General features: G+C 40.0%; 20 protein-coding genes. 10 read left to right on the plus strand and 10 right to left on the minus strand.

Annotated elements, in window-relative coordinates; genetic code table 11:
* Window positions 1–15: 15 nt before the first annotated feature.
* Both EHO58_RS06610 and EHO58_RS06615 read left to right on the plus strand, forming a co-directional pair.
* Window positions 16–231, plus strand: coding sequence for a hypothetical protein (locus tag EHO58_RS06610; protein WP_135628279.1), 216 nt, complete (start codon window positions 16–18; stop codon window positions 229–231).
* A 175-nt stretch (window positions 232–406) separates the two neighbouring features.
* The gene (locus EHO58_RS06615; RefSeq protein WP_135628278.1) at window positions 407–1,507 is read left to right on the plus strand and encodes a DegT/DnrJ/EryC1/StrS family aminotransferase; all 1,101 of its coding nucleotides are present in this window, start codon (window positions 407–409) and stop codon (window positions 1,505–1,507) included.
* A gap of 21 nt (window positions 1,508–1,528) precedes the next feature.
* Here EHO58_RS06615 and EHO58_RS06620 read toward each other — a convergent pair whose 3' ends face one another.
* Both EHO58_RS06620 and EHO58_RS06625 read right to left on the minus strand, forming a co-directional pair.
* Window positions 1,529–2,137, minus strand: coding sequence for a hypothetical protein (locus tag EHO58_RS06620; RefSeq protein ID WP_135679411.1), 609 nt, complete (start codon window positions 2,135–2,137; stop codon window positions 1,529–1,531).
* 328 nt (window positions 2,138–2,465) lie between these two features.
* The gene (locus tag EHO58_RS06625; RefSeq protein ID WP_135679412.1) at window positions 2,466–4,712 is read right to left on the minus strand and encodes a hypothetical protein; all 2,247 of its coding nucleotides are present in this window, start codon (window positions 4,710–4,712) and stop codon (window positions 2,466–2,468) included.
* A 609-nt stretch (window positions 4,713–5,321) separates the two neighbouring features.
* On the opposite strand from EHO58_RS06625, the gene EHO58_RS06630 reads away from it, so the two are divergent.
* The 3 genes from EHO58_RS06630 (at window position 5,322) to EHO58_RS06640 (ending at window position 10,483) form a co-directional block, all read left to right on the plus strand.
* Window positions 5,322–8,678 (plus strand): efflux RND transporter permease subunit, encoded by a 3,357-nt coding sequence (locus EHO58_RS06630; RefSeq protein WP_135679413.1) that lies wholly within the window; start codon window positions 5,322–5,324, stop codon window positions 8,676–8,678.
* Window positions 8,679–8,861: 183 nt separating this feature from the next.
* Window positions 8,862–9,278, plus strand: a complete 417-nt coding sequence (locus EHO58_RS06635) for a hypothetical protein (protein WP_135628273.1) — start codon at window positions 8,862–8,864, stop codon at window positions 9,276–9,278.
* Window positions 9,279–9,457: 179 nt separating this feature from the next.
* On the plus strand, window positions 9,458–10,483 hold the full coding sequence (locus EHO58_RS06640) for an LEA type 2 family protein (protein ID WP_135679414.1): 1,026 nt from the start codon (window positions 9,458–9,460) through the stop codon (window positions 10,481–10,483).
* 67 nt (window positions 10,484–10,550) lie between these two features.
* Here EHO58_RS06640 and EHO58_RS06645 read toward each other — a convergent pair whose 3' ends face one another.
* Together EHO58_RS06645 and EHO58_RS06650 are read right to left on the minus strand one after the other, a co-directional pair.
* Window positions 10,551–10,964: a hypothetical protein gene (locus EHO58_RS06645; protein ID WP_135679415.1), complete on the minus strand. Its 414-nt coding sequence runs from the start codon at window positions 10,962–10,964 to the stop codon at window positions 10,551–10,553.
* Between the two features lie 12 nt (window positions 10,965–10,976).
* The gene (locus tag EHO58_RS06650; protein ID WP_135679416.1) at window positions 10,977–12,242 is read right to left on the minus strand and encodes a sugar transferase; all 1,266 of its coding nucleotides are present in this window, start codon (window positions 12,240–12,242) and stop codon (window positions 10,977–10,979) included.
* A gap of 111 nt (window positions 12,243–12,353) precedes the next feature.
* Between EHO58_RS06650 and EHO58_RS06655 the strand changes: the two genes are divergently transcribed.
* The 3 genes from EHO58_RS06655 to EHO58_RS06665 all read left to right on the plus strand — a co-directional run bounded on the left by EHO58_RS06655 (window position 12,354) and on the right by EHO58_RS06665 (window position 16,746).
* Window positions 12,354–13,121 carry a response regulator transcription factor gene (locus tag EHO58_RS06655; protein ID WP_135679417.1) on the plus strand — a complete coding sequence of 256 codons (768 nt, stop codon included), beginning with the start codon at window positions 12,354–12,356 and terminating at the stop codon, window positions 13,119–13,121.
* A complete protein-coding gene (locus EHO58_RS06660; RefSeq protein WP_135679418.1) occupies window positions 13,105–15,105 on the plus strand; it encodes a sensor histidine kinase in 2,001 nt (666 codons plus the stop codon). The genes EHO58_RS06655 and EHO58_RS06660 overlap by 17 nt, the downstream gene beginning before the upstream one ends.
* Window positions 15,106–15,267: 162 nt before the next feature.
* Window positions 15,268–16,746 (plus strand): flavin-containing monooxygenase, encoded by a 1,479-nt coding sequence (locus tag EHO58_RS06665; RefSeq protein ID WP_135679419.1) that lies wholly within the window; start codon window positions 15,268–15,270, stop codon window positions 16,744–16,746.
* Here EHO58_RS06665 and EHO58_RS06670 read toward each other — a convergent pair.
* Complete coding sequence (locus EHO58_RS06670; protein ID WP_135628266.1) at window positions 16,732–17,385, minus strand: TetR/AcrR family transcriptional regulator; 654 nt, start codon at window positions 17,383–17,385, stop codon at window positions 16,732–16,734. The genes EHO58_RS06665 and EHO58_RS06670 overlap by 15 nt on opposite strands.
* Before the next feature lie 136 nt (window positions 17,386–17,521).
* Between EHO58_RS06670 and EHO58_RS06675 the strand changes: the two genes are divergently transcribed.
* Together EHO58_RS06675 and EHO58_RS06680 are read left to right on the plus strand one after the other, a co-directional pair.
* Window positions 17,522–19,546 (plus strand): oxidoreductase, encoded by a 2,025-nt coding sequence (locus tag EHO58_RS06675; RefSeq protein WP_135679420.1) that lies wholly within the window; start codon window positions 17,522–17,524, stop codon window positions 19,544–19,546.
* Window positions 19,547–19,562: 16 nt separating this feature from the next.
* Complete coding sequence (locus EHO58_RS06680; protein ID WP_135679421.1) at window positions 19,563–21,305, plus strand: acyl-CoA dehydrogenase family protein; 1,743 nt, start codon at window positions 19,563–19,565, stop codon at window positions 21,303–21,305.
* Between the two features lie 8 nt (window positions 21,306–21,313).
* Here the strand turns inward: EHO58_RS06680 and EHO58_RS06685 are convergent, their stop codons facing one another.
* The 5 genes from EHO58_RS06685 to EHO58_RS06705 form a co-directional block, all read right to left on the minus strand.
* Window positions 21,314–22,408, minus strand: a complete 1,095-nt coding sequence (locus EHO58_RS06685) for a hypothetical protein (RefSeq protein ID WP_135679422.1) — start codon at window positions 22,406–22,408, stop codon at window positions 21,314–21,316.
* Between the two features lie 177 nt (window positions 22,409–22,585).
* Window positions 22,586–23,365: a GNAT family N-acetyltransferase gene (locus tag EHO58_RS06690; protein ID WP_135679423.1), complete on the minus strand. Its 780-nt coding sequence runs from the start codon at window positions 23,363–23,365 to the stop codon at window positions 22,586–22,588.
* Window positions 23,366–23,465: 100 nt separating this feature from the next.
* Window positions 23,466–23,822, minus strand: a complete 357-nt coding sequence (locus tag EHO58_RS06695; protein ID WP_135628261.1) for a PilZ domain-containing protein — start codon at window positions 23,820–23,822, stop codon at window positions 23,466–23,468.
* Between the two features lie 117 nt (window positions 23,823–23,939).
* Window positions 23,940–24,761 (minus strand): histone deacetylase, encoded by an 822-nt coding sequence (locus tag EHO58_RS06700; protein ID WP_135628260.1) that lies wholly within the window; start codon window positions 24,759–24,761, stop codon window positions 23,940–23,942.
* A gap of 84 nt (window positions 24,762–24,845) precedes the next feature.
* The gene (locus EHO58_RS06705; protein ID WP_135679424.1) at window positions 24,846–25,742 is read right to left on the minus strand and encodes an alpha/beta fold hydrolase; all 897 of its coding nucleotides are present in this window, start codon (window positions 25,740–25,742) and stop codon (window positions 24,846–24,848) included.
* Between the last annotated feature and the right edge of the window lie 66 nt (window positions 25,743–25,808).

The following is a 25,808-nucleotide window of genomic DNA, read 5'->3' on the forward strand; positions in this document are numbered from 1 at the left end:
TCCTCAGAGGTTTTTATGGGCAAAATCATAGGTTTTCTTTTTCCGAATTTTATAGGTCTTATTCTTATTTTACTCGGATGGTGGACAACTATCATCAATGTAGCCACTCTTCGTTTCGCCGGTGAGTCTTATTTTAATAAATGGACCTATACCGGTCTCACTTTGATCATTATTGGGGCTTATTTGCCTGAAATCTGGATCGGGATCCGTAAGAAAATTTTCGGAGATTGATCCCCCCCTTTTTTTCTTGTACGAAAACGTCTAGACATTTCCGCTGGTATTCTGATTATTTGTATTGGATGTCCTAGTTGGTCCTGGGCTCGGAGATTTTGAAAAAGATCTTTACGAGCCAAGTACATAGGTTACAATGCGACATAATAAAATTACTGGAACCTGAGAAGGGAAGATGAGCGCGGAAACCGAAGTTTTAGAGAAACCAAGCCGGAAAAAAACCGATATCGAATTCCATAAGCCTACCCTTTCTCGGGAAGACCTAAAAACCGTTTTAGAGGCATTGGTAGAAGACCATCTCTCTTCCGGTTCTGTGACCCATAAGTTTGAGAAGGCTTTCTCTTCTACTTTTAGGACCAAACAAGTAATTTCGGCAAACAGTTTAACTGCTGCGTATCACCTGTCTTTATTAGCATTGGAGATCCAACCAGGGGATAAAATTGCTATCTCCACATTTGCCCCACTTGCAGCTCTAGATGCAATTTTCTTAATGCAAGCACAACCTTTGGTTGTGGATATGGGAAAACATTCTTTCCATATCTGTCCCGAAAGATTATCCTCCGCGTTAGAAGATGAATCAGTAAAAGCTGTGGTTTTAGATCACACTTTTGGATCTTTAGCGGACTTCTCCAAATATGATTTCAAAAATCGACCTGTAATCGAAGATTTTTCAGAAACAGTCGGAGCAAGAACTGAAACTTTTACCCCAGGCAAACAGGGAAAAATTTCCATCTGTGGTCTTTCTATCGAATATCTGATCACGACTGGAAACGGAGCTTTGATCTGTACTGATGATGATTCTTTGGCGAAAAAGATCAGAGCCAGAAAAGAAGGAAAAGATCCTTATCCACGTAAAGAAGGCCAGCCTAGATTAGATTACGACATGATCGATTACCAAGCTGCTTTAGGGATCGAACAATTATCCAACCTAGGTGTGATCTTAGAAAGAAAAAGAAAGATCGCTCAGGTGTATCTGCAATCTATCCAAGGTTCCCAAGTAGGATCTCATTTTAACGACCCGAATTCGGAAACTTTCAATCGTTTTGTGATCATTGCTCCAGGTAATTACGAGCAGGTAGAAAGGTACTTCCGCTCTCTACAAATTGGTACTCGTAGAACAGTTGCCGAACCGATCCATCATATTCTTGAACTTTCTAATTCTGATTTCCCGAACGGGGAAAGATTGTACCAAAGAGGCCATTGTATTCCGATTTATCCGAACTTAACTAAGGATAATGTGCAAAGGATCTCTCAGGCGATTCGTAGAATTTACTAAGCCTACTCTCGAAATCCGATCTCATTTTATGCTTATCTTATCGTTCCCTTTCTTCTCTTCGGGAGTTGGGATCGTATACAATTCCTTTAATTCTTTGTTCTTTTCTTTTACGAAAGTATAGGCCGGATCTTGGGACGACCGTAAGGTTTCGAACTGATTTTTGGACCTAGATAGGTTTTCGTCCTGGAGTTCTTTTGCCTTTCGGATAGATTCTCTGATTTGGTTCTTTGCAGAATCCGGCATATTCGGATCGTTTAAGAAAATTTGAAAACTTTCAGTGTATTGATCCTGAGCTTCTTTCATATCCCCGATCAATTTTTCGGAATTATAAAGATCATAAAATTCTTTGACCTGAAAATGTAAAAGTGCAAATTCTCGATAAGAGTTAAACCCGTTTTTTTTCGCAATTATTTCCGCTTGTATAGAATCTATCTCCGAAGGAGGTCCGAAAATTAAAGCTGGACTAGGCTTAGAGATCAACTCTCCGAAAGAAGAATTAGATTCTTTTAATTCTCGAAACGTAGAAATATAAGAGTCCAATTTTTCTTTCGAAAATCTAGGAGCCTTTAACAAGGAACAATTTAAAACGAATAAGGCCCCTAAAAATAAGATAGAAAGACAACGTTTCATTTTATAATCCTCTTGTTTATGATATGAGATTGTTTTACAAAAGAGCCTTACGAATCTTTTGGTCGGCAGTCTATTTAAAAAGGAGCAATTACTTTCATTCCACTACATTGATGAGCCTGGTACAATGCATTGGCAAGGTAGGTTTCACATTCCTCAGCGGGGTGATTTTCCATACATGATGCATAGACGTAATTTAAAGTTGCACTTTGATCTTTGCATTCATCACGAGCCCCCCTCTGGTTATCCCTTTCTCCGCAATTTAGGAGAAAGAATAGTACCAAGCAAATAAGTATGGATTTTTTTATAAAACTTCGCATTAAGATTTCCTTTACCAATTGATTGGAACCTCATAGGTTCCGGTTGTTCCTACAGATGTCGCCGCTTGTAGAGTAACTCCAGCATTTCCATGGAGAGTAAAAATGGTCCAGCCTACGATCGCCCTAAATCTAAGGGGAGAAATTGGATAAGCCACCGCATTTCTCATTCCGGAAATAATCCAAGCACTAGGTTTCGGCGGAGTACAATTCGGATCGATTGCATAAACTTGGAATTCCATTTCAATGGTTCCGTATAATGGAATTCCTCCAAACCATCCGTTAACCACAATTCTCGTAGGGGATCCTACCGCTCCGATATTCGGAGGAGCCGCAACTGCCCCCGGATATCCAATTAGAACCGTTAAGAACGTGGAATTTCCGTCTTCGTCCAAAAGCCTAAATCGAACAGTGTCTTCCCACCACCATTGGTTCCAGAATTTGCCATGGTAAACAAATCGATTTTTGGTCCCGGTCGAAGTTACGATCCCATTGCCGGAGCTTGGTTGCGAATCTAATAGTATGGCTACAGAGTCTCTGTTTCCATGAGGATCATCCCATTCTATCGTAATCGGAATATCCACACTTGTGGAAACTGTGCAAGTATTCAGGTAACTAGGTATTCCGGCTACCGCATATCCGATAGGTGGAAGTTTATAACTAGGAGGAACAGGCCAATTCGGGACCGAAAAATCCGGAACAGAATTCGGCTGCCCGTTCGGAGTTATCCCGTAATATTGATTCGGCTTTGCGATAAAGAAAAGATTATGTAAAAGTAAATAATCTAATCCGTGACTTTCTAACGGGAATAATGACGTTCTATTATGAATTTCTTTTTTTCGAATGAATCGATTGTCCGAAGCCCAACCACTATCCGATCCGAACTCTGTTCCTGTTCCACTCCATGGGGCTGAGTTTAAGAAGGATAAAGTTTTGCTTTCTAAAAATGCAGAAATATTCCCTCCAAAATGGAGGACGGAATGTAAAAGAGGATACAGATAGAAATCATGTTGGGCTGCTTGTGCAACCAGAAGGTCTTGTGTTGGTTCTCCCCAACTGTTCCCAATGGAAGCCAAGGCCATAACCATATGCGCGTTATCTGGTGTAGTAAAAACGGCAGATTGTGACAGTCCTCCCCATGTTAATAAATACTGTGGGTTAATATTCCAACTTTTACCTGATATCCAAGATCCTGCAAAATTAAAACCTGCCGAAAAAAATCGAGCATCAGCACCTCTAGTCACTTGTCCCATATGATCCGGATCGACAGGATGAAACGGATCGAACCAGCCCACACATAGAGGACAAGATCCGAACCAATTTACTTTAGGTGAGACTGGATTGGTAATTAACCAAGAAACATTCATTTCACCTACTGGAATTCCTAAAATTTCATATGCTTGGTCTTGGCCTGCATATACATAATCTACTAGTCTGCGTGCATAGATTTGGGCTTGGTGTCGAAAATTCATTCCTTGGTAAGAATATGTAAACGGCACCAAATGTTTTACGATCGCTAGGCCTAATAATAAATGAATCACCTGATCTTGGCTCATTTCTCGATTATAGGGAGGTGTAGGCAAAGCCTGTCCTCCAATCCATGTTTGGTAATCTCCTTCAGCTCCGTATAAGCCTAGATCTTGCATCACATGGAAAGGAACATCGTCCCTTACAAAAAAACCAGGAGTGTCTGGCCATTGATACCCTTCTGTTCCGAGATATTTCGCTACATTTACCGGATGTACCTCCCAGATACTTTGTTCCCCGAAACGATCCAAACGTTCTAATGCAATGAATGCGCAGAAAAGTTCTCGTATCGTATTTTGGATATCATTCCCATCTCCATATCCTGGATAGCTATTCGGACGGGAAAGCATATGTAATTCAGAACCGAGTAACCCTAAATACCAGCCTAGCTTAACTGTAGAATCTCCCCACTTTCCAAAACGTCCTTCGGGTAAGTTTTTAACCTCTTCCATTGGAAGACATCCACCCTTATCGGTGGAAAGTTTTATAAAATTATTTCGGAGTTTATTTCTTAGGTTCCAATATTTTTTCACATTTTTATTCGCATCCGTTCCACTGTATTCGGATCCGGGTGCTGAAGAATAAGGAAAACTAGAAGAAGAGGAAAAATTTCCTCCGAATAAATTCAAAAAACTTGAAATTAAAGAAGAACCGTTACTATCCGTTCCTGCTTGTAGAGAATTCCCGAATAGAACAGAAGAACAAAATACAAAGATGAAAAAAATTTTCCGCATAACGTTATACACCTATCCATTTTATTTCTTACGAAAAAGCTAACAGGCAAAGGCGACCGTCAATGAAAAATATACATTCTGTTTTTATTATACTAGAAAATTGATTCCGAATTGATATTCATCAGGTTTTTCAAAAATAATTTCCTGAATTTAGATTCAGAGTTTTTTGGGGACGCCCTATACATTAGCCGAATGGAAAAATTACAAAGAAAAAAAATGAAGACTAATTGTATTATCCTAATTTAGGATATGGTTTCTTATTAGGACTACCGATAGGGATGCGTAGGGCGTAAGTCCTGCAAGGATGAGCGCGAGCGAACCCGGAGCAGCCCGGCCAGCGAAGCTGGATCGGCCAATCCAACCGACTCTCGTCTAAAATACTTTAGAATCGTTCGAACGACGCCGTATGACGTTCGCTCCGGAAAACTACTAATTTAGTCTCCTTTGCTTTCGATTTCGAACACTTAGTCCGATTCCAAAACCTTTCTTTCTAAATTTCCGAACCGCGGTCCGCGAATTTGTTTTCGAAAATTCAGGAATGGATCGCAATGGACCTCTGAGCAGATTCTTCGTTCGATTTTCGAAATGTTAGGATACTGCGGAGGCAACTTGAATATCGCGCTCCTCTCTATTAAACGTCCCATATTTATCACTAGTCTTGTGATCCTGATGTTGATCACCGGTATCTTCTCCCTTAGTAAGATGGGAGTGGATCTTTTTCCGGATGTTAATATCCCGGTAGTGACCGTAACTACGATCTATCCGGGAGCAGGTCCGGAAGAGATCGAGGAATTGATCTCTAAACCTTTGGAAGAGGAACTTTCTTCTATTGCAGGTTTGAAAAAGATCACTTCCCGTAACCAGGAAGGTGTTTCCGTTGTTTTAGGTGAATTCACTCTTTCTACTGATATCAAATATGCAGAACAACAGTTTCGAGATAAGACTGCATCGGTCCGTCCTAAACTTCCGGACGGGATCAAAGAACCTAAAGTTGTTCGTTTCGACCCGGCAGATCAACCGATCATTCGTTTGGCGGTGTTTGCGGATCTGAATCAGGCAAAAATGTATGATCTAGCCAAGGAAACCGTTAAGGCTAAATTGGAACAGATCGCAGGTGTCGGTTCCGTTAAATTAGTAGGTGGAACCAGAAGAGAGATCCAAATCGAATTAGATAGAAATAAATTAGTTTCTTATCAAATGCCTATGGTGGTCATAGCCAACAGATTAAAGACCGCAGGTTTGAACGTTCCAGTTGGTAAATTCGATTCTGGTGCAAAAGAAACTTCCTATAGAACATTAGGAAGATATGAAACTCTTTCCCAAATCGAAAATACGATCGTTTCCTTCGGAGGAGATGTAGGTAATTCAGTACTCATCAAAGAATTAGGGATTGTAAGAGATGGAACAGAAGACGAAGAAACTTTAGGTTATCTTTGGGCTTCTAAAAGTGACGAAGTGGAAGAAGAGGATGTAGGTCTTTTAACTCATCCTATCACTTGGTTTATGCAACTTCCGAAACGAGTCAAAAGAGTTTTCGGCGGAAAGAAAACTGAAGTAATAGAAAAAGAACTAAAGCCAGCGTTATTTATCGACGTATATAAACAATCCGGAGCGAATACAGTATCCGTTGCGGACGAGGTCTTAAAAAGGATCGATAAGTTAAATGCGGATATCCAACCTCTGGAAGGAAAACCAAAGATCAGATTGATCCGTGACGGTTCCAGATGGATCCGTTACAACGTTGAAGACGTTACGGAAGCCATCGTTTTAGGGATCTTACTCGCAGTTATCACAGTTTATTTCTTCTTAGGAAACTTAAGATCTACGATCATCACCGGTCTTGCATTGCCTAACTCCTTATTAGGTGCATTCATCATCATGTGGATCATGGGATTCACGATTAACGTTATGACCTTATTGGCCTTATCCCTTGCGGTGGGTCTACTCGTCGACGATGCGATCGTGGTCCGGGAAAACATCTTTCGAAAATTGGAAGAAGGTGCGACCGTTATGGAAGCCGCAGAAAAAGGAACCATGGAAGTGGCTCTTGCGGTAATAGGAACTTCCTTAACTGTGATCGCGGTATTCTTCCCTGTTGGTTTCTTGTCGGGGATCGTTGGTCAGTTCTTCAAACAGTTCGGATTGACCGTGGTTTTTGCCATGATCATTTCACTCTTCGACGGTCTTTTTGTGGCTCCTATGTTGTCCGCTTACTTTGCGGGTAAATTGACTCACGATAAAAAGAACGCAGCAGTGGAAGCATTCGATCGTTTCCAAACTTGGTTGGAAAAAATTTATACGATCACAATGCGTTATGCATTGGCTCATCCAGGTAAGATCATACTTCTTACTTTCTTAATTTTTATTCTTTCCTTCGTGAGTTGCGCTTTTGTGAAAAAGACATTCTTACCAGCGAACGACCAGGGTGAGTTTATGGTAACCTTGGACCTTCCTCCAGGTACTAGCTTACAAGGAACGAAAGATGTTTCTGATAAGGTTTTAGCTGAACTCCAGAAATTCCCTGAGATGGATAAGATCGCGATTACAATCGGTAAGCCTGATGGTGGAGAACCAAACACTGCTATATTAGCAATCGCGCTTGTTTCTTCCAAAAAAAGATCTAGAGATACTACCTCGATCAAAGAAGATATCCGCAAAATGTTAAAGGCTTATGATTACGCAAGGCCTGCGGTTTCGGATTATTCTGCTGTGGGAGGCGGTGTCCAGTATCCATTCCAGTTAGTTCTCAAGGGAAACAACTTGGAAGAAGTGGAAGCATATTCTAAAAAAGTAATAGAAAGACTGAAAGGTATCAAAGACCTCGCAGACATCGATTCCGACTTTAGGGGAGGAAAACCCGAATACCAAATCGTTTTAGATAATTCTAAAATGCAATTAGTAGGTGTTCTTCCCGGTGTTGCAGGTTCCGAGTTAAGATACCAAATCGCCGGAGATCAGGTCAGTAAGTTTTACGATAAAGGGATCGAATATGAAGTTCGTATGAGACTCGGGCATGATCAAAGGAACTTAAGAGCGGCTTATAGCCAAACCAAGGTTCCGAATATCGCAAACAGATTGATCCCTCTGGCAGCGATCAGTACCGGTAAAGAAAACCTAGGTCCTTCTCGAATCAACCGTATCGATAGAGCAAGAGCCGTTGTGGTGAACGCGAACCTGGCACCAGGTGGCGCGATCGGAACTGCAATGGAAGAAGCGACTAAGATACTAACCAAGGAAATCCCTCCTCCACCGGGAGTTCGTTTTAATTTCCAAGGTCAGTCGGAAGACTTAAAAGAACTATTCTTGAATATTATCGTGGCATTCGGTCTCGCATTAATATTCATCTATTTGGTTCTTGCTTCTCTTTATGAATCGTTTATCACTCCGATCACGATCTTATTCGCGATCCCTCCTGCAATTTCCGGAGCATTCTTCGCTCTGTTCTTAACAGGAGAGATGTTGAATATATTCTCTATGATCGGACTCATCCTACTCATGGGACTTGTTGCCAAAAACTCGATCTTACTCGTGGATTATGCAATGCAGGCAGTGAGAGAAAGAGGCATAACAAGAGATGAGGCGATCTTTGAAGCAGGTCTCGTAAGATTACGTCCGATCTTGATGACATCCATCGCGATGATCATGGGAACTGTTCCGATCGCATTGGGTCTCGGAGAAGCTGCAAAATCCAGAACCGCAATGGGTATCGCTATCATCGGAGGTTTGATCCTCTCCACGTTAGTTACTCTGATTGTAGTTCCTTCCATTTTCGGCGGTATCGATAAATTCAGAGAATGGATAGAAGGCAAGTTCCGTCCGGATATGACTGCTACGATTCATAGCGAAGCCGGTCATTCAGGAAGCGCTGCCGTCTCGACGAATCATAACCAATCTTCCTTAAGCGAATGGGCCCAAGATGTGGAATCCAAACCTAAGAAAGGAACCGGTTCGAAGAAGAAAAAGTAACCGTTAAAAGAGGGCCTAACGGCCCTTTTTTATTTTGAAAATTCAAATTTACATAATATTCAAAAATTCTATTTTTTAATATTATAATAAGTAATAATTTATTGACTTTTCCTCGGTTTTGCCAATTTTATTGCTTTGTTTTTTCACGAATCAAAGGAAAAAACAAAGGAAAATTAGTAACAAATGAAACGTTTAGGGATATTAGCAGGGTTCTTTGTAATCTTAATGTTCGCCGGTTGTAAGGAAAAAACCGAAGATTTAAAAGATTCTCGGATCAATTTAAATGGAAAATGGGTATTAGTATATAGTTGTGTTGACGGTGGACCGAATACCACAGCTTGGTTGGAAATTGATTCTACAACAATCCGATCTTGCGCGAAACAACCTGGGACCGAAACTTACACAACTTTGAAAGGAACGATAAGACCTGCCGATACATATGGAAATTACAAAATCGATTGGAGCAACGGTTATAATCAAAATGCTAGCTATCCAGTAGGCGTTTTAAAACTATTATCCTTGATAGACCCGTCGACCCAAAGCACTCAGTGTTACACTACGAATCCTGGCGTTTCGCCGAATCCTCAGTGCCAATTTTAAACAATTTTCTCACCTTTTGCGATGTTGGAATTCCAACATCGCCCTGTTGATTAAATTCTACTCGCAATAACTCCTCCTTACTGATCCCAAAACTCCATTTTTTATTTCCAAGCATCCAAAACTTAGTTCCCAATAAACCATAAATCCTAAATAAAGACTTCACCTTCACGGAGGAGTTTATGATCCAAAAAACTTCCTTACATTCCTATATTGGAATTACTCTAGTAACAAACCTTCTATTCGGTTGTGCTCAATTACAAAATGTTGATTTAAAAAAAGTAAAAGAAAAGATCGAGGACCTGGACAAACCTTCCTTCATCTTGGAGAAAGTTTCTATCGCGGAGATCAATCTATCCGAGATCAAACTTAGAGTGGATTCGAAAGTAAAAAATCCATATCCAATCGCTTTGCCTGCGACCAATTTGGAAATGAATATCCTGATCGAAGGACAACAATTCACAAAGGCAAAAACCAAAATCCCTACCGTAGGTGGGAATTCCAATAAACCGGTTCCAGTGGATCTAACATTCGCATATAATGATCTGGCAGAACTTTACAAAAAAGTTCCCGGAAAGATCGACTTAGTAGTCAAAGTGCAAGGAGTCGTTTCACTTCCAATCCCGGAAAAATACAGAGCCATAGCAGGTGCTGCATCGCTCGACTTTCCATTCGAGGAAGAAAGAAAGATCCCGGCAGTTCTTCCGGACATAGAGATCCGAAATTTTAAAATTATCAAACCGGACCCTTCCAGCATCTTGAGTTCCGCCGGCACGGAAGATCTGGCGAAAAAGGCCACAACATTCTTAGACACGTTACTCGGCCCTCAGAAAAAATCACCAGGCTCAGCAGTCACCGCAGGATTATCGGCACTCGACTTAAAGGTAGATACGGAATTTCAGATCGTATTGAAAAACAGAGCCACATCTAGATTACAATTTTCTGAATTTGAATTTGAACTCACGCTTGAAAAAGAAAAATTCCTAACAGGCCAACCTGTCCGGATCGAAAACCAAGGACAAGAATCCATCCTAAGTGTTCGCACATCCTTCCCACTCGGAACGGTCACACAAGGTATCGCAAACGCAGTCTCCAAAAGATCCGCGGCATTCCGACTAAGCGGAAAAGCAACGACGGAAGCCCCGGAGATCGGAACAGGTCAGGTTCCATTCAAATTCGATAAATCCGGCTCTTTTAGCTGGAATTAAGTATCAGGGCGCATGCTCGCCATTCGGCGAGCACCCGGCTCTACGCTCCAATATATATTATAATTATCTAATTAATAATTCTAAGATACGAATTTTTTCCGGAAGAAAATCTCATCCAATCCGTTCTGATATTATTTTCTTCCATATAAATTCGAATTTTTTTGTTAACACAAAATCGCTCGCGTAAATCATCTTCGCAGGATAAGTTTCCAAATTTCAAATATTTCCCGGTTTCAACCTCGGCTTCTTCTAAATTCCTTGAAAAGACAGGAATATCTTCCTCAAGAAAGCCGATAAACCCTTTGTAAACTTTACCTAAACTTTCATATTTCTCAGCAAAACTTCTCTTTTGAATATAATTATCCATCAGATACCGATCTAGACGATCTCGGATAAGAATCGATTCATAAACTAATTCCCCTTCTTCACATTCAAAACCGTAACCTAGAATTTTCTTTTTAAACACTAAAACAATCTGCATAAAAGAAGTTCCTCAAACGAAAAAGGTCTGGAGAATTTTTCTCTCCGTATTCCGGGAAATATTCTTAAACTGTAGATAACATTCTTTGATCGGAATTTCTAATGCTTTGAAAGTTTTGCGATGATCCATCAAAACGGAAACACAAGCGGCAAAAGAAAGAAATCTCCACATGAATTTAAAAAGAAACCGAGTGATCGGGTTTTTAAGCCGTATCTTAAAAAATGTACAATGAAAGATCAGATGTTTTTCTTCATCTTCTGCGATATGAAGAAGTGCGTTTTTTACGGAACCAAATGGAATTTTCTCCGCGATCTTTTTGTAAAAGCAGATCCCGATCACTTCTGCGACTAATAATACCATCAACTTGAGCCTCGTTCCTAAAAGCCTTCTGCCGAAATGAAATAATTTTTCAGTCCAGTTCGATTGGATCAGTTCCCCTCTCAATGCACGAACGCAATCCCCTAAAATGCGTGCATGTCTACCTTCTTCTTTTACAAAAAGTTTTAACGCTTCTCTATAATTCGGATCAACTCCGTAGATATGTATATGATCTATATCTTTCGCGATCCTACCTTCTCCCGCTTCTCCTAACTGAAAGATCGCAAGAGACTTTGCAACAGGAAGACGTTTCTGCGGAATAAACCCTATAACCTGCTCTTGGACAAGCGGATAAGGTCGATCCGCATTTTTTCTAAAATGTTTGGCCCAATTTCCCCAAAAATAACCCCGATCTCGTTTTTGAAGATGAGTCCATAATAAATTTCTAATTCTTTTCTTGCCGAAAAGATTCATTACCAAGGTTAGAATTACGATCTTGCTATCTAAGATAAAACTTCTTCTTTTAAGATAAGAAAGATCGAAACAAAGTGAATATTTGGATCCTCTTCCTGAATATAATTGAGAAAGTCCAGTGATCCCAGGACGAACGGACCATCTTCGATCTAAACTTTCTACCCCCCAACCTAATCTACGAATATCTTGCTCGGTTAAAGGTCTAGGTCCAACGATACTCATATCCCCTTTTACTATATTCCAGATCTGAGGAAGTTCGTCTAAACCGGTGTTTCTCAAAAAAGAACCGGTCCTTGTAGGAATTCCATCTTTCAAGGTCCTGAATTTCCAGATCCGAAAAACCTTCTTTCCTAAACCTATCCTTTCCTGTAGGAAAAAAATCGGTCCCGATTCAAAAACAGAGATTAGTAAAAAGATCCCGAGTAAAATCGGAAAAAAAACAAGGAGCGCAATCAAAGCCAAAGAAAATTCTAAAATTCGTTTCATGGTTCAAAGAATATCGAATTTTCAAAAACAAACCCACCTTCCGAGTGCGGATCACCAAGCACTCAAGTGCTTGACCTCCTAGTTCTTCTTATCCTAAAATTCCGAGAATACATGAAAGCCGAGCCTCTTAAAATACTGGTCGCGGAAGACAATCTGAAACTCAGAAAAGCGATGATCTCCGGCTTAGAAGAATCAGGAAAAATTAAATCAGTATTCGATTGTGACTCGGGAGAAGAGGCGATCCGTTACTGTTTGGAAGGAGACATTGACGTTCTTCTTTTAGATGTAAGACTCGCAGGTAAATTAAACGGGATAGAAACCATTATTTCGATCCGGAAGGAATTCCCACGAAAACCTGTAGTCATCTATTCCATACAAGACAGTGACGAATACTTTCGGACTTTCAGAAGTTCCGGGATCTTAAGTCATTATGCATATGTTCGAAAATCGAATTACCTTCTTCCACAAATGGTGGTCCCGCTCATTCGATTGGCTTACGATGGAAAAAGTTTTATAGATCCTGAAATCGAATCCAGAGTAACAGAAGTCAGGGAGAAGGACGAAAATTCCCCACTCTCAGTTTTAGAACCCAATGAAAGATCTGTAGCAGAAATGTTGGCCAAAGGATTCAGTAACGAACAGATCGCCCAACATTTCGGATTCAAAGACAAAAGAACGATCAGCAGGATCAACGGACAGATCTATTCCGCCTGGGGATTAAACGAAACAAACTCCGATGAAAAAGTGGCTCGCACAAGAGCGGCCCTCATCGTATTATCCAATCGTTTTTTAGAATGGGAAGAAGACGAAAAAATTTTTTATAGGAATTCCTCCGGAGAAAGGATTCCATGGATGCCTAATCTTGACTATAGATCTTGAAATAATAATCTGTTCCGTTTTTATATTCCTTTCCACAAATTTGTTTTGGTTAGGATCTACGACCGGAACGAATTTAGAAAAGAAAAACGCTGCTGCGTATTTCAGTATTTTTACTTTAATCGTATCTTCTTTATTATTCTCTTTTTTTGCGATCCTTGGCCAGAACGGATTTTTAGTAGTATCTGCTTATCCTATCTTATATTTTTTCCCCGGGCTGATCTTATTAATACTCATCCCGTTCGGATGGTTCGTTGTTATCGTTTGGTTTTTCGGCTTTTTAAAGAAAAAAGGGATTTTTCTTTTTTTATTCTACATTTTATCCTTTTGCCAATTAGTTTCAATCTCCATACTACTTATTTATAATCCTGGTAAAACCTGGAATATCAGTTTATTTGAATATTGGAAATTTGCTCCATTCTCCTTCAAATCCGCTTACTTAATTTATATTTTCACTTGTGTTTTCCTTTCTTTACTTTGTTTATTCTTATTCAAAATTTCAGATAATAGTCTTTCCGAGTTAGGAAGACAAAAGTCGGTCCCTTTTTTAAAAGGAATCGGATTTTTATTGTTCGGAGTGGTCCTACTGGTTTCCGTTCTTTTCGTTGGAGATGAATTAGGAATTATAGAAAATCTGATCATAAAAGCAGAGAAAGAACCCAAATATTTTTACGGATTCGTACTTTGTATACAATTACTAATTTGTATTTCTATTTTAGTTTTAGGTTGGGCTTTAACTTCTTATGAGATACTCACAGGAAGGATCTTACCTAAGATCAGTTTAAAACAAGAATGGAAAAATTCCGTTTATACTTCCTTTGTGCTGGCTTGTTTATATTTTCTTTTTGCAAAATTAGGCTACCCTAGAGCGGAAATATTTATCGTATTCTCTTATTCCTTCTTTCTTTCCCGATTTTTTACGGTTCTAAAAAACAAGCAGGTAAGCTCCAACCAAAACGAAGTATTAAAAAAGATCTTATCTTCCGGTTCGGTCAGACTTTCTTTCGGATATTTATGCCGAGATGTATTGGAAACCCGAAAAGCTGCCCTCATATTCCAAGGAAAAATTCCCTATATCTCCGACACGAATATCTTTTATCCTGAAAATATTCCATTAGAAACATTTGATTTTTCTAAACTAGATCCAAATCCTGAAAATCCGAATATTCAATATTTGGACAAGGATCGATTCTCCGGATTTGTGATCCGAGTAAAAATAGAAAGTGTTCTTTCCGGCGATGCATACCTGATCTTAGGACAAAAAGAAAACGGAGGATTATTTGCAGAAGAAGAAATCGAGATCGCAAGGATCACAGGAACCTGGCTAGTTCATTCTTTATTTTTAGAAGAAACAGGGAATATTCTAGAGGAACTACAAAGAAAGAAAATACAGGAACAAAGACTTTCCGACCAAAAAACCAGGCAAATCCTTCACGACGAGATACTTCCGGAAATCCATTCTCTTATTTTAGAGATCTCCAATGATAAATCCGGAAGCCTAAATTCTCAATATGCAAATTCACTTACAGAACTTCATAAAAGGATCTCTTCTTTATTAAGAGAAATGTCAGATACCGGTTTGGAAATTTCCAGGTTGGGTCTAATTCCGATGTTTCAAAAACTACAAGATTCGGACGCAAAAGACTCCGATCTAATTTGGAAAATAGATCCAAAAGTTAATTCTCAAGCCGAAAAATTTCCTCCCGAAGTGCAGGAAGTTCTGTATTATGCATTCAGAGAATCTCTACGAAATGCGGTAAAATATTCCGGGGACGTCCGATCACAAATCGTGATCTCTATTCGATATGAGAATGGCTTATCTATCCAAATTAAGAATGAAATCGGAAAAGATCTTATATCTATACGCTCTTCCGGCCAGGGTTTAAAAATACATAGTGCATTATTGAAAATTTTCCAAGGTTCTTTAACATTAGAATTCCCTAGTCCAAAAGAAGCGATGATCCGGATCTTTCTACCTTCTCCCTAATTATATACCTGAATTGATATTTAACAAGGTTCGATACGAAATCTAATTCTAAAAATCGACTTGCTAGAATGATTTTCATTTCAATGATGCGCTTAGGCCGAAACCTAAAAAACCAAACACTGTGAACATTTGTTCATATTATCTATCCGGAGTTTTGAAAACATGCAGTCACAAAATAAAAAAGAAAAAGCGATCTCTATCGCTATTATAGGCACAGGTTTTGGCGGATTATGTGCTGCAATACAACTTAAAAAGAATGGATTCCATAATTTCGTAATTTATGAAAAATCAAATTCTGTAGGAGGAACTTGGAGGGAAAATACTTATCCAGGTGCGGCATGCGATGTTCCTTCTCATCTTTATTCTTTTTCCTTTGAACCGAATTCAAACTGGCCTAGAAAATATTCCGCTCAGCCTGAGATACTTTCTTACTTAAAACATTGTGCTGAAAAATACGGAATACTTCCTCATATTCGTTTTGGGATCGAGATCCAATCTGCTGATTGGGATGATACTTCTAGAGTTTGGAAGATCAAAACTTCTCAAAACGAATCCTTCGAGCATGATGTTTTTATTTCTGCTGTAGGGCAATTGAATCGCCCTGCTCTACCTTCTATCAAAGGTTTGGAGAGTTTTAAAGGTAGAATATTCCATTCTGCAAATTGGGATCCTTCGTATAATTTTTCAGGAAAGAAGGTAGCAGCAATCGGAACTGGTGCGAGCGCGATCCAATTCATTCCACAGATCGTAAACCAAGGAGCGGAAGTGACAGTATTCCAAAGAACCGCACCTTGGGTGGTTCCTAAACCGGATCGTAAATATTTTAGTTTCGAAAAATTCTTATTTAAGTATCTCCCTGGCTATAGGCTATTACACAGGCTCCAGATCTATATGTGGAATGAGATCAGAATGATCGCATTCCAAAAGAATAATCATGCGAATAAGATCGTAAAATGGATGAGCCTTTCTCATATGAAAAAGTTCGTAAAAGATCCTGAATTACGCAAAATCCTAACTCCGGATTATCCTGCAGGATGTAAACGTATCCTTCTTTCCAATGATTATTACGAAGCATTAGCAAAACCGAATACAAAAGTTCTTTCTGAATCTATCAAAGAAGCGACTCCGGAAGGGATAGTAACTAAAGATGGTCTCCAAAAATTTGATGCGATCGTTTTTGGAACTGGATTTAAAGCTACTGAATTCCTTTCTCCTATGAAAGTGAAAGGAACCAAAAACCAAGATCTGAATGAAGTTTGGAAAAATGGAGCGGAGGCTTATCTAGGTGTGACCGTTGCGGGCTTCCCGAATTTTTATATTTTATACGGACCAAATACCAATCTAGCTCATAACTCTATTGTGTATATGATCGAATCGCAAGTACGTTATCTTATTTCTGCATTGAATGAAATGAATAAAAAAGGGATCCAAGCATTGATCCCTAAGGTTCGTAGTATGCAAAATTATAATACATCTTTAAATAAAAAATTCGATAAATTCGTTTGGGATACCGGATGTACGAATTGGTATATCAACGCTTCCGGAAAGAACACGAATAATTGGCCCGGTCATACTTACGAATATTCTTATAAAACTAGAAAGATTGATCTATCTGAATATGAGATTTTATCCGGGAGGTAGAGGCAGGGTCATTCCGGTATATGCGCACTCTATCACGGACAAGATAAACTTTTTCATGTCCTCTTTGTTCTTTTGAGGTTTTATCCTGCCTTCTAAAAAGAGCATTGCGATTCCGTGAATCATCGACCAAGAGGCTACGGTCTTTTCGCGAGTTTGTCCCGGTTTAATGGCTCCTAGTCTTTGGCCCATGCGTATAATTTCATGCAACTGCCTGTATGTTCTTCTAGAAACCGCAGATAATGTGGGATGTAAATTTATATCGATACCACCGAACATGATCCTTGCAAATTGTTGGTTATTCAAAATAAACTGGATATAGGTCCAACCCAGGGCGCGGAAACGTCCTAAAAAATCGTTTTCCGTTTTTTCGAGTTCCTTTTGGTATTCGGAAAAATATTTCTGAAATCCTCTTTCTGAAATCGCAGCAAGCAAAGCATTTTTGTTTTCGAAATGATGATAAGAAGCCGCGTGACTCACACCAGCAAGAGACGCAACCTTTCGCAGAGAGATCTCCTCGAGAGGAGTAGTCTTTAATAATTCGGTACCCGCAGATATAAGATCTTCCCTGACAGTGATCTTATCATTTTTGAACGGCCTTCCCGGTCCCTGTTGTTGGCGGCGTTTCTTATTTACGGGCATACTAACGATTCTTCATATTTCCAATTCTTTGCAAGAATATATTTACCAGTGGTAATTTATCTATTGAACCCTATACCATTTATATTACCATTGGTAAATAATAGCTTCAATACGGAATTTCCACGGAGAATTGTATATGGAAAAAGCATTTCAACCCATAAACATAGGCAAGTTTACCCTTCCAAACCGGTTTGTAATGGGATCTATGCACCTCGGGCTCGAGGGCAAAACCGAAACTGCAGAAAGAATGGCCGCATTCTATGGAAAACGTTTTGAAGGAGGCGTCGGCCTTATAGTTACCGGCGGAATCAGCGTGAATGAAGAAGGAAGAGGATCTAAACATTTCTTCAATATACAAAACGAAGAGCACGCATCCGAATTAAGGAAGATGAATGATCTTTTAAATGGAAGCGGAACTATGTGCGCTCAACTTTTTCATGCAGGACGTTATGCATTTGATAGAAACTGCGTAGGCCCTTCTGCGCTCCGCGCTCCAATCAATAGATATGTTCCTAAAGCTCTCACGGAAGAAGAATGTTGGAAAACTGCAGAAGATTTCGGGATCGCAGCTAAGCTCGCGAAAGAAACAGGATTTGGAGCAGTGGAAATTATGGGAAGCGAAGGTTATCTCATTAACCAATTCTTCTCTCCTGTAACAAATCATAGAGATGATCATTTTGGAGGAGATCACAAACGAAGAATGAATATGGCTGTCGAAGTTCTGAGAGCAGTCATAAAAAATCTTCCGGAAGGTTTTCCGATTATTTTTAGAATGTCCGGAATAGATCTCATTCCAGGAAATCCAACTTTCGAAGAAGTATGTGATCTGGCCCAAACATTAAAACAAGAAGGTGTGTCCGCTTTAAATATTGGGATCGGATGGCATGAATCAAGGATCCCAACTATAAGCCAATTAGTTCCGAGAGGAGCTTGGGCAAATATTGCGGCGAGGATCAAAGAAAAAACTCCTGGAATTCCTATCATCGCTTCTAACAGAGTAAACGATCCGAGTACAGTACAAAGAATTTTTGATACGAATCAGGCTGATATAATTTCTATGGCGAGGCCGTTTCTCGCAGATGCATTTATCGTAAAAAAAATCCAGACAGGTAAATCGAATCATATCAACACCTGCATTGCATGTAACCAGTCTTGCTTGGATCATGCTTTTATAGATAAATCGGTTTCCTGTCTAGTCAATCCGCAAGCCGTTAACGAATTGGAATACAAAATTGATTCCAATGTGAAACCGCAAAAAGTTGTGGTGATCGGATCAGGACCGGGAGGGCTTGAAGCTGCAAGAGCCAGTGCTTCGTTAGGCCACGAAGTTATACTACTAGAAAAATCGGAACAATTAGGCGGGCAATTCCAACTAGCTTCGAATATCCCAGGCAAATCAGAATTTAAAGAGACGATCCGTTATTTCAAAAACGAACTCCCGGCTCTTGGAGTTGATATCCGTTTAAATACGAATTGTGATCTAAAGTTACTTGAAGAATTAAATCCGGATGCGATTATATTTGCTACCGGTGTGAAACCAAGAGAATTCACACTACCTGGAATGAATAATCTTCCAGTCGGAAATTATACGGATTATCTGACCGGGAAATTCAAAGCTGGGAAAAAAGTGGCTGTGATCGGTGGAGGCGGGATCGGTGTAGATGTGGCTCACAAATTAACCGAAGAAAACGATCCTGATCTAGAGTCTTATTCAAAAAAATATAATATCGATTCGTATACGAATGTCGTTATCCAGCCTCATAAATCGGAAAGAGATGTTGCGATTTTTAGAAGAAGCGGAAAACATGGTGCCGGTTTGGGACCTACTACTTTTTGGGCTCTAAAACAAGAATTAGAAGCATCCGGTGTGGAATTTTTCCAAGGACTCAATTATAAGGAAATCACTAAAGAAGGTTTAAAGATAACCTTGAAAAATGGAGAAGAGGTCCTTTATCCATGCGATTCATTGGTTCTTTGTGTGGGACAGGAAAAAGAAAGTTCTCTTTATGAAACCTACAAATCTTTATACCCTCAAAAGCAAATATTCATTATTGGAGGCGCAAAGGACTCCAAAGGAATTGATGCTGAGAGAGCCTTCTTAGAAGGATTGAACGCCGCTTATAGTATCGGAAAAGAAAACAAAATTACTGCGAATGCATAAATAAATAAGGGAATATATGATAGCTAATAATTATTTTACAGACGACGAAGATTTAAAACTAATTTTCGAACATTTAATCGATTGGGCTTCGATCGTAAAATCAACAGAAGGCGAAGAATTTTTCGAACACGAACTTTATAAAAAAACGAATAACCCAAGATACGAAATGGCTCCTTCTAGTGTTGAAGAAGCAGTAGAATTATACAGATCAAGCCTTGAATCCTTGGGAGAATTTTTCGGAAAAGACGTTTCTCAACTTTCTAGCATTATGGATAGGAAACATCTACGCTACGAAAATGGGAAAGTGATCTTTCCGGACGAAACTACATCGATCTACGAAAAATTCCGAGACACAGGGCTAATGCCATTCTCCATTTCAAGAGAAGCGGGAGGACTCGGACTACCAGGAACCATCAGCGCATTTTACGGAATGGTAATGGCAAGAGCGGATGTTTCTTTTTGTATGACTGTTGCGCTATTGAATCTAGCTCAGATCGTTTCTAGATATGGAACAGAAGAACAAATAGAGAATTTTGCAGCAAAAGCGGCAACCGGAGAGACTCTTTTTGCGATGTCTCTTACCGAACCTGATTTCGGTTCGGATCTAAATAATGTCAGAACTACCGCGGTAAAAATGGAAGACGGACATTACCGTCTAAACGGAACAAAACGTTTTATATCCCAAGGTTGCGGACTAGGCCCTTATCCATCTAGTTTATTAACTCTTGCACGAACAGGAAATGGAGGAGCTCGCGGATTATCCGTATTCCTAGTAAAAAGCGAAGATGTAACTGTTGCAGGAATTGAAACTAAAATGGGAATTCATGCATCACCTACCTGTGAGATCGTATATGAAAACAGTTATGGCGAACTTTTAGGACAAGAAGGACTAGGTCTTACCCGTTACACCACCGGTATGACAAATTTTATGAGACTGGGAAGTGCAGCCTGCGGTCCAGGAAGTGCAGCCGGAGCCTATTATGAATCCCTAAAATATGCGGAAGAAAGACAACAGTTTGGAAAATCGATCGTAGAGATCCCAGCGGTCGCGGAAATGCTTCATAAAATTAAAAGAGAAATGAACGCGTCCAGACTTCTCACTTTCGAAACTGCTCGTGTTGTGGATATGTATCAACACCATCAGATCCGTTTGGAAAAAGCGAATAAAGAAGATAGAGAGATCCGAAAAGACGAAAGGGTCAAAAAATGGGGAAACCTTGCTACGGTACTCACACCTATCTCTAAATACTATTGTTCGGAAGAAGGACATAAATGTGCAGGCCTCGCTATCCAAATCCATGGAGGCGCGGGTTATACTGAAGATTATGATGTAGCTAGAATATATAGAGACTCTAGGATCAATACCATCTACGAAGGAACAAGCCAGATCCATGTGCGAATTGCAGTAGGTGCGATTGTAGCCGGAATGAGTGGAGAAGGAAATTTCAAAAAATATCTGGAATCGATCAAAGCAGAAGTGGAATCACCTTCTAAATATCTAAATGAACAATCCCAAATATTCGAAGATGCGATAGCGAAATTCAAATCAATCGCAGACGATCAAGCTAAAGAAAGGGTCGCTGAAAATCTAATGATCATTACTTCAAGATATCTTTGCAGTATGTTGTATGAGAAAGCGACGTCTAAGCTGAAACAAAACGACCAATTCGATCGTTGGGCAAAAGATTGTAGAGCATATCTAATCGATAGTACGGCAATTTCGAAAGCATGTATCTATAGAATAGAAAATGCGGTATAAACTAAAGATTACTTTAGAAATTTAGGAATAAAGGAAGTCTTTTCGGGATAAAACTGAGAAGCGAGTAAGAATATAAAAATACTTACTGCAATTCCTATAGACGCAAGAAGTACATCCTTACCTACTTTTCGGAATGTCTCCAAATAAGGAGCGTCCCTGTAGGTAAGGAAATTTAACACAATCTCTCTTCCTGCAAGCATGCCTAGAAAAACCCAGGTGGTGGACATAGGCATATTGCTGATCTTCTGGAAAAATATTAAAATACTAGCATATACTAAGTCTACGATAGTGGCTGCCTTAGACCATTGGATGTCGGACTTCTCCGTAACTATCTCTTGGATCGTTCCACCGTTGGTATACAATATGATACCGAGAGCACCTATCAGAATAGAAACAGCGCCGGTAAGCTCCATCCAATTCAATTGTCTAGGAAGATATACGACTATATTCGCAGCATCTTGAGCAAGCCAAGCAGCCCATAAAAACAATGTGGAGAACCACTGTAAGATCGCCCATTTTCTTTCCGTTCTTGGATCGGGCATATGATCGTCATAATATTCTTTCGGATCAACTTTTACTAAAATTCCCCAAACCACCAACGCAGTGATAAATGCGATCATGTATCCTAAAAAGGACTTGGTTAACATCTTCTCTATATTCTGTCCGCCGAATAAACCTAGGATCAGAAACGTAGTGGAGATCGGAGATTTCATCCGAGTGATGACGACTAGAACGATAGGCGCAATCAATTGTAGAAAATTATATTTTGCAGGAGGAGTAAAATTATCCAGTCTGTGAAAATGAACTTCTCCGCTTGCAGACCACCAAGCATATCCGAATACTAAAGCAAGAAGTCCACCCAGAGCTGCAAGTTTTGGAAACCAGTGCACTGATTTTTTACTTTCTATAAATGTTCCGACAGTTTGGACAGCATCGTTACCGGCAACGGAAAATGCGGAGATGCAGAATGCGAACCAGCCAAGAATATAAGAAGAAATCCCTAAATAATAACCTACGCTCATGATCAAGAAGGACAGAAATACCAGAGTGTAAAATCGGATCTGGTCTTTAAAAGAGGGATGTTGGAAATCGATTTGATTCATGAGTCACCCAAACTGGGTTTTCGCTTGTTTAGAATGAATTTAGTATAGAAAAAAAGGAGAAGCCCAAACGGTCAAGGTGTATCGGCCCATATTTAGGCGCAGGAAAGGGGCTTAAAAACAAAAACGGGCCTCATACGAGACCCGTCCTTACGAGAAAACTTAAGGAAACCCTTAGTTCTACTCTAAGTAATGTTTGCTGTATCTTGCTTCGATGTCTTTGATATCGAAGATGATAAAGAAGTCGGTAGTCTTGAAAACTGAGTCCAATGCTGGAATTCCGCAAATTGTCGATCCGGCTCTAATGTAACCCTTGATCAATGCAGGGATTCTTTTAGAAACTTCTTTGATGTCTTCAGGAGAATAGTTCTGATCGAAACCTGGCATCTCAAATCCAGGAAGAGGTTTTACATCGAAAGCTTCTCCAGCAAGAGCTTGTTTATCTTTCAAAAACGCGTAAACTTCGTTTGCAGATAAAGCATCAGTGCTGTGAACCGAACCACAACCGAAAAGATATCCGATATTGTTCTTCTTCATGTATTGAGCAAGTCCGCCCCAAAGAAGAGAAATTACGGATCCGTCTCTGTATTCAGGATGAACGCAGCTGCGTCCGATCTCTGCAGGTTCTCTTTCTAATTCGTAAATTTTAGTAATATCGAATTCGTTATCTGAGTAAAATCCCAGATTTGCCTTAGCGACACTTCTGCGCAGGATACGATAAGTTCCGACGATCATATCATCTCTGTTCTTATCTACTACGATAAGGTGGTCGCAAAATAAATCGTATTCATCTCTGTCTTTACGTGTAGCTGCGGATTGAGGTAAACCTTCTCCCAACTCTAGATTGAATACGTCATAACGAAGAGCTAAAGTTCTTTCGATCTCGAGTTGGTTCTCTGCGATCCTTACTTCAAGCTTACGTTCTAATTTTTGCTTTTTTTGGACTGTTCCTGATCCCATTGTCGTCCTTCTTTTCCTTGTTAGGATGTTTCTATATATCATCCTAAATGGTTACAGTCGGATTACGCTGGAAAGAAATTCCGATGACTGACCTGGCCGATTATCCTGCCATTCTGCGGAGAGAGGTCAGTTTTTTGACATAATCGAGGAGAAATCCCTTACCTTTTACGTCGATTTGGGTGAATTGGAGCCCGAAAAGGCCCTGAGCTTCCTTGGAAGCGCTCAAATGTTTGATCTTACCTAATGCTTTAAACGGTTTGTATCCGGGTAGAGAGACCACGATTTCCACGCTGGAATGTATATCACATCCATCAAATTTATGAGGAACACGAACCGCTATCCCTCCCTCACTAACGTCCTGGGCGACAAGAATATCTAAAAAACCGTTTCCCATCAATTGGAGTTGAACTGGTTGTTTAGGGAAAGGGACTACCCTTACCTGTTTTCTTTTATCCATCCGAGGACCCTCCGGATACTAGAATAATGGCCAAACCTATATTATAAATGGATAAGACGGGAGAAGAAAACGGTTTTCTTACGAAAAATAATCACGTAACACTCGTTCAAAATAGTGCTAAGTATTTAGTCCTAATTCTGCCTCTGCACCTTCTACCAGAGAGAGTTTGTAGGTGGAAAGTATCTTGGAAACCTTCTTCTCAAACTTGCGATTGAATACGAAGAAGTTCAAAGATTTTTCCAAAAAGAAAATCATCTCTATCGGTTTCCACTCTATCACTCCACGTTTTGCATCTACGATCTTTCCATGTTGTAAAAGAGTAGAGATGGCTCGGATAGAATGTTTCGGGAATGTTGTTCTTAACGCTTGATAAAGAGCTTTAGAGTCCGCTTCTAAAAAATGGAATTTACGGGAGAAGAGTACAGCGTCATGAAAATATTCAGGACGTATCACTGCCCCATTCAATCTAAGGGAGATGATCAAAAACCCGATCAGGTCAGCCATCTCGGTAAAAATTCCAAGACCTGGAACATCTTGACCGGGATATAAACGAGCGGAATCTCTTCCGACCTGTTTCGGATGACGTGTCTGAAGCCAATTCACAACCAAATATTTTTCTTTGAAGAAGTAATCGTTGAGTCGTATCCTATATTCTTGGATACTCAAACGTAGATGGACTAAAATTTCGTTTTGGAAAGTGAGAATTAGTTTTTGGTAGGTATCATCGCTACCGGAAAGATCTAGCTCAAAGGAATCGTATCCTCTTTTTTTGAGTTCCGCCAGAACTCCAGTGATCTCAAAAAGTTCCCAGACACTTTCTTTGGTTAGAGAATGGAATAGAACTCCTGATTGTGCGACATGTGAGTCCACCGCCGCACATAAAAAGTCGTCGTATACAAAATCGAAAAAACGCGGATTATTGTATGCAACCTTACCCATCTAATCTTTCGCTTTCTTACAGTCTGGCAGATTTCTTCCTTTTTTCAAGGAAATAAATCCGGTCACCAAACTATCTGAGAAATATCAAAGTTTAGATCTGAAGTTTGAGTACGCTTTCAAAACCTGGTCTGCAGCTTCTGTCTGAGGGTAATGTCCAATGCCTGGGAGTTCGTATACTTTCGCGTCTGGTCTCATCTCTCTCAAGCGATCAACCACATGTTTGCCGCTGACTGGATCATCCAGACCATCTGCCAATGCATAAGGAATTGGACAGTCGAGTATGGACCCCACCCATCTATCTCTGAAAATTTTTCTTTCTCTCATGTATCTTATCAACTTGTGATAGATCAACTTCCCCCCTCCGTTGTTCACACATTCCCAAAAACCGTCCAACTCCTCTTGTGCAGGTTTTGTATTCGGTCCGAAAACTTCTGAAAAACTTTTTTGAAAGGAGGTCTTGTTCACTAAACGAGAGAATAAAAATCCCAAGGGACCGTTTAATAATTTCTGCACTGCTCTAGGTCTATGGGTCTCCGGAAAAATTCCGCCATTTAGGAAGAATACAGACTCCAAGTCGGGTCCACCAATTCTCTGTCCGGATAATTTCTCTCTAAATCTTGCGACTAATTCTTGTGCGACCGTATCTCCCAGATCGTGAGCAAGAATATGCACCTTTTTAATCCCTTGTTCTTGTAGGAAGAACTCCGCCTGGTCCGCGTATTCAAAAATTGAATAATGCCCGTCCTTCGGTTTTTCAGAAAAACCAAAACCCAGATAATCTAAGGTCAGAACTTTGTACTGATGAGTAAGAGTTTCCCATACATCTTTCCAATCCCAGGAAGAAGTAGGAAACCCATGTAAAAGAAGAAGCGCTTCTCCTTCTCCGCCTATCCGATAGAATAGTTTCTTTTTTTTCCATTCAAAGAAAGCTCCCGATGCCTTCCAGGCCAAAGGGTGTGTTCTCCAAAGCGGTTCCGACATAGACTCCTCCAGAAGGAGCAATATTGTACTCCCTGCTTTCGGAATGGGAAGTGTAAAATCAATAAC

Source organism: Leptospira selangorensis, assembly GCF_004769405.1.
GTDB lineage: Bacteria > Spirochaetota > Leptospiria > Leptospirales > Leptospiraceae > Leptospira_B > Leptospira_B selangorensis.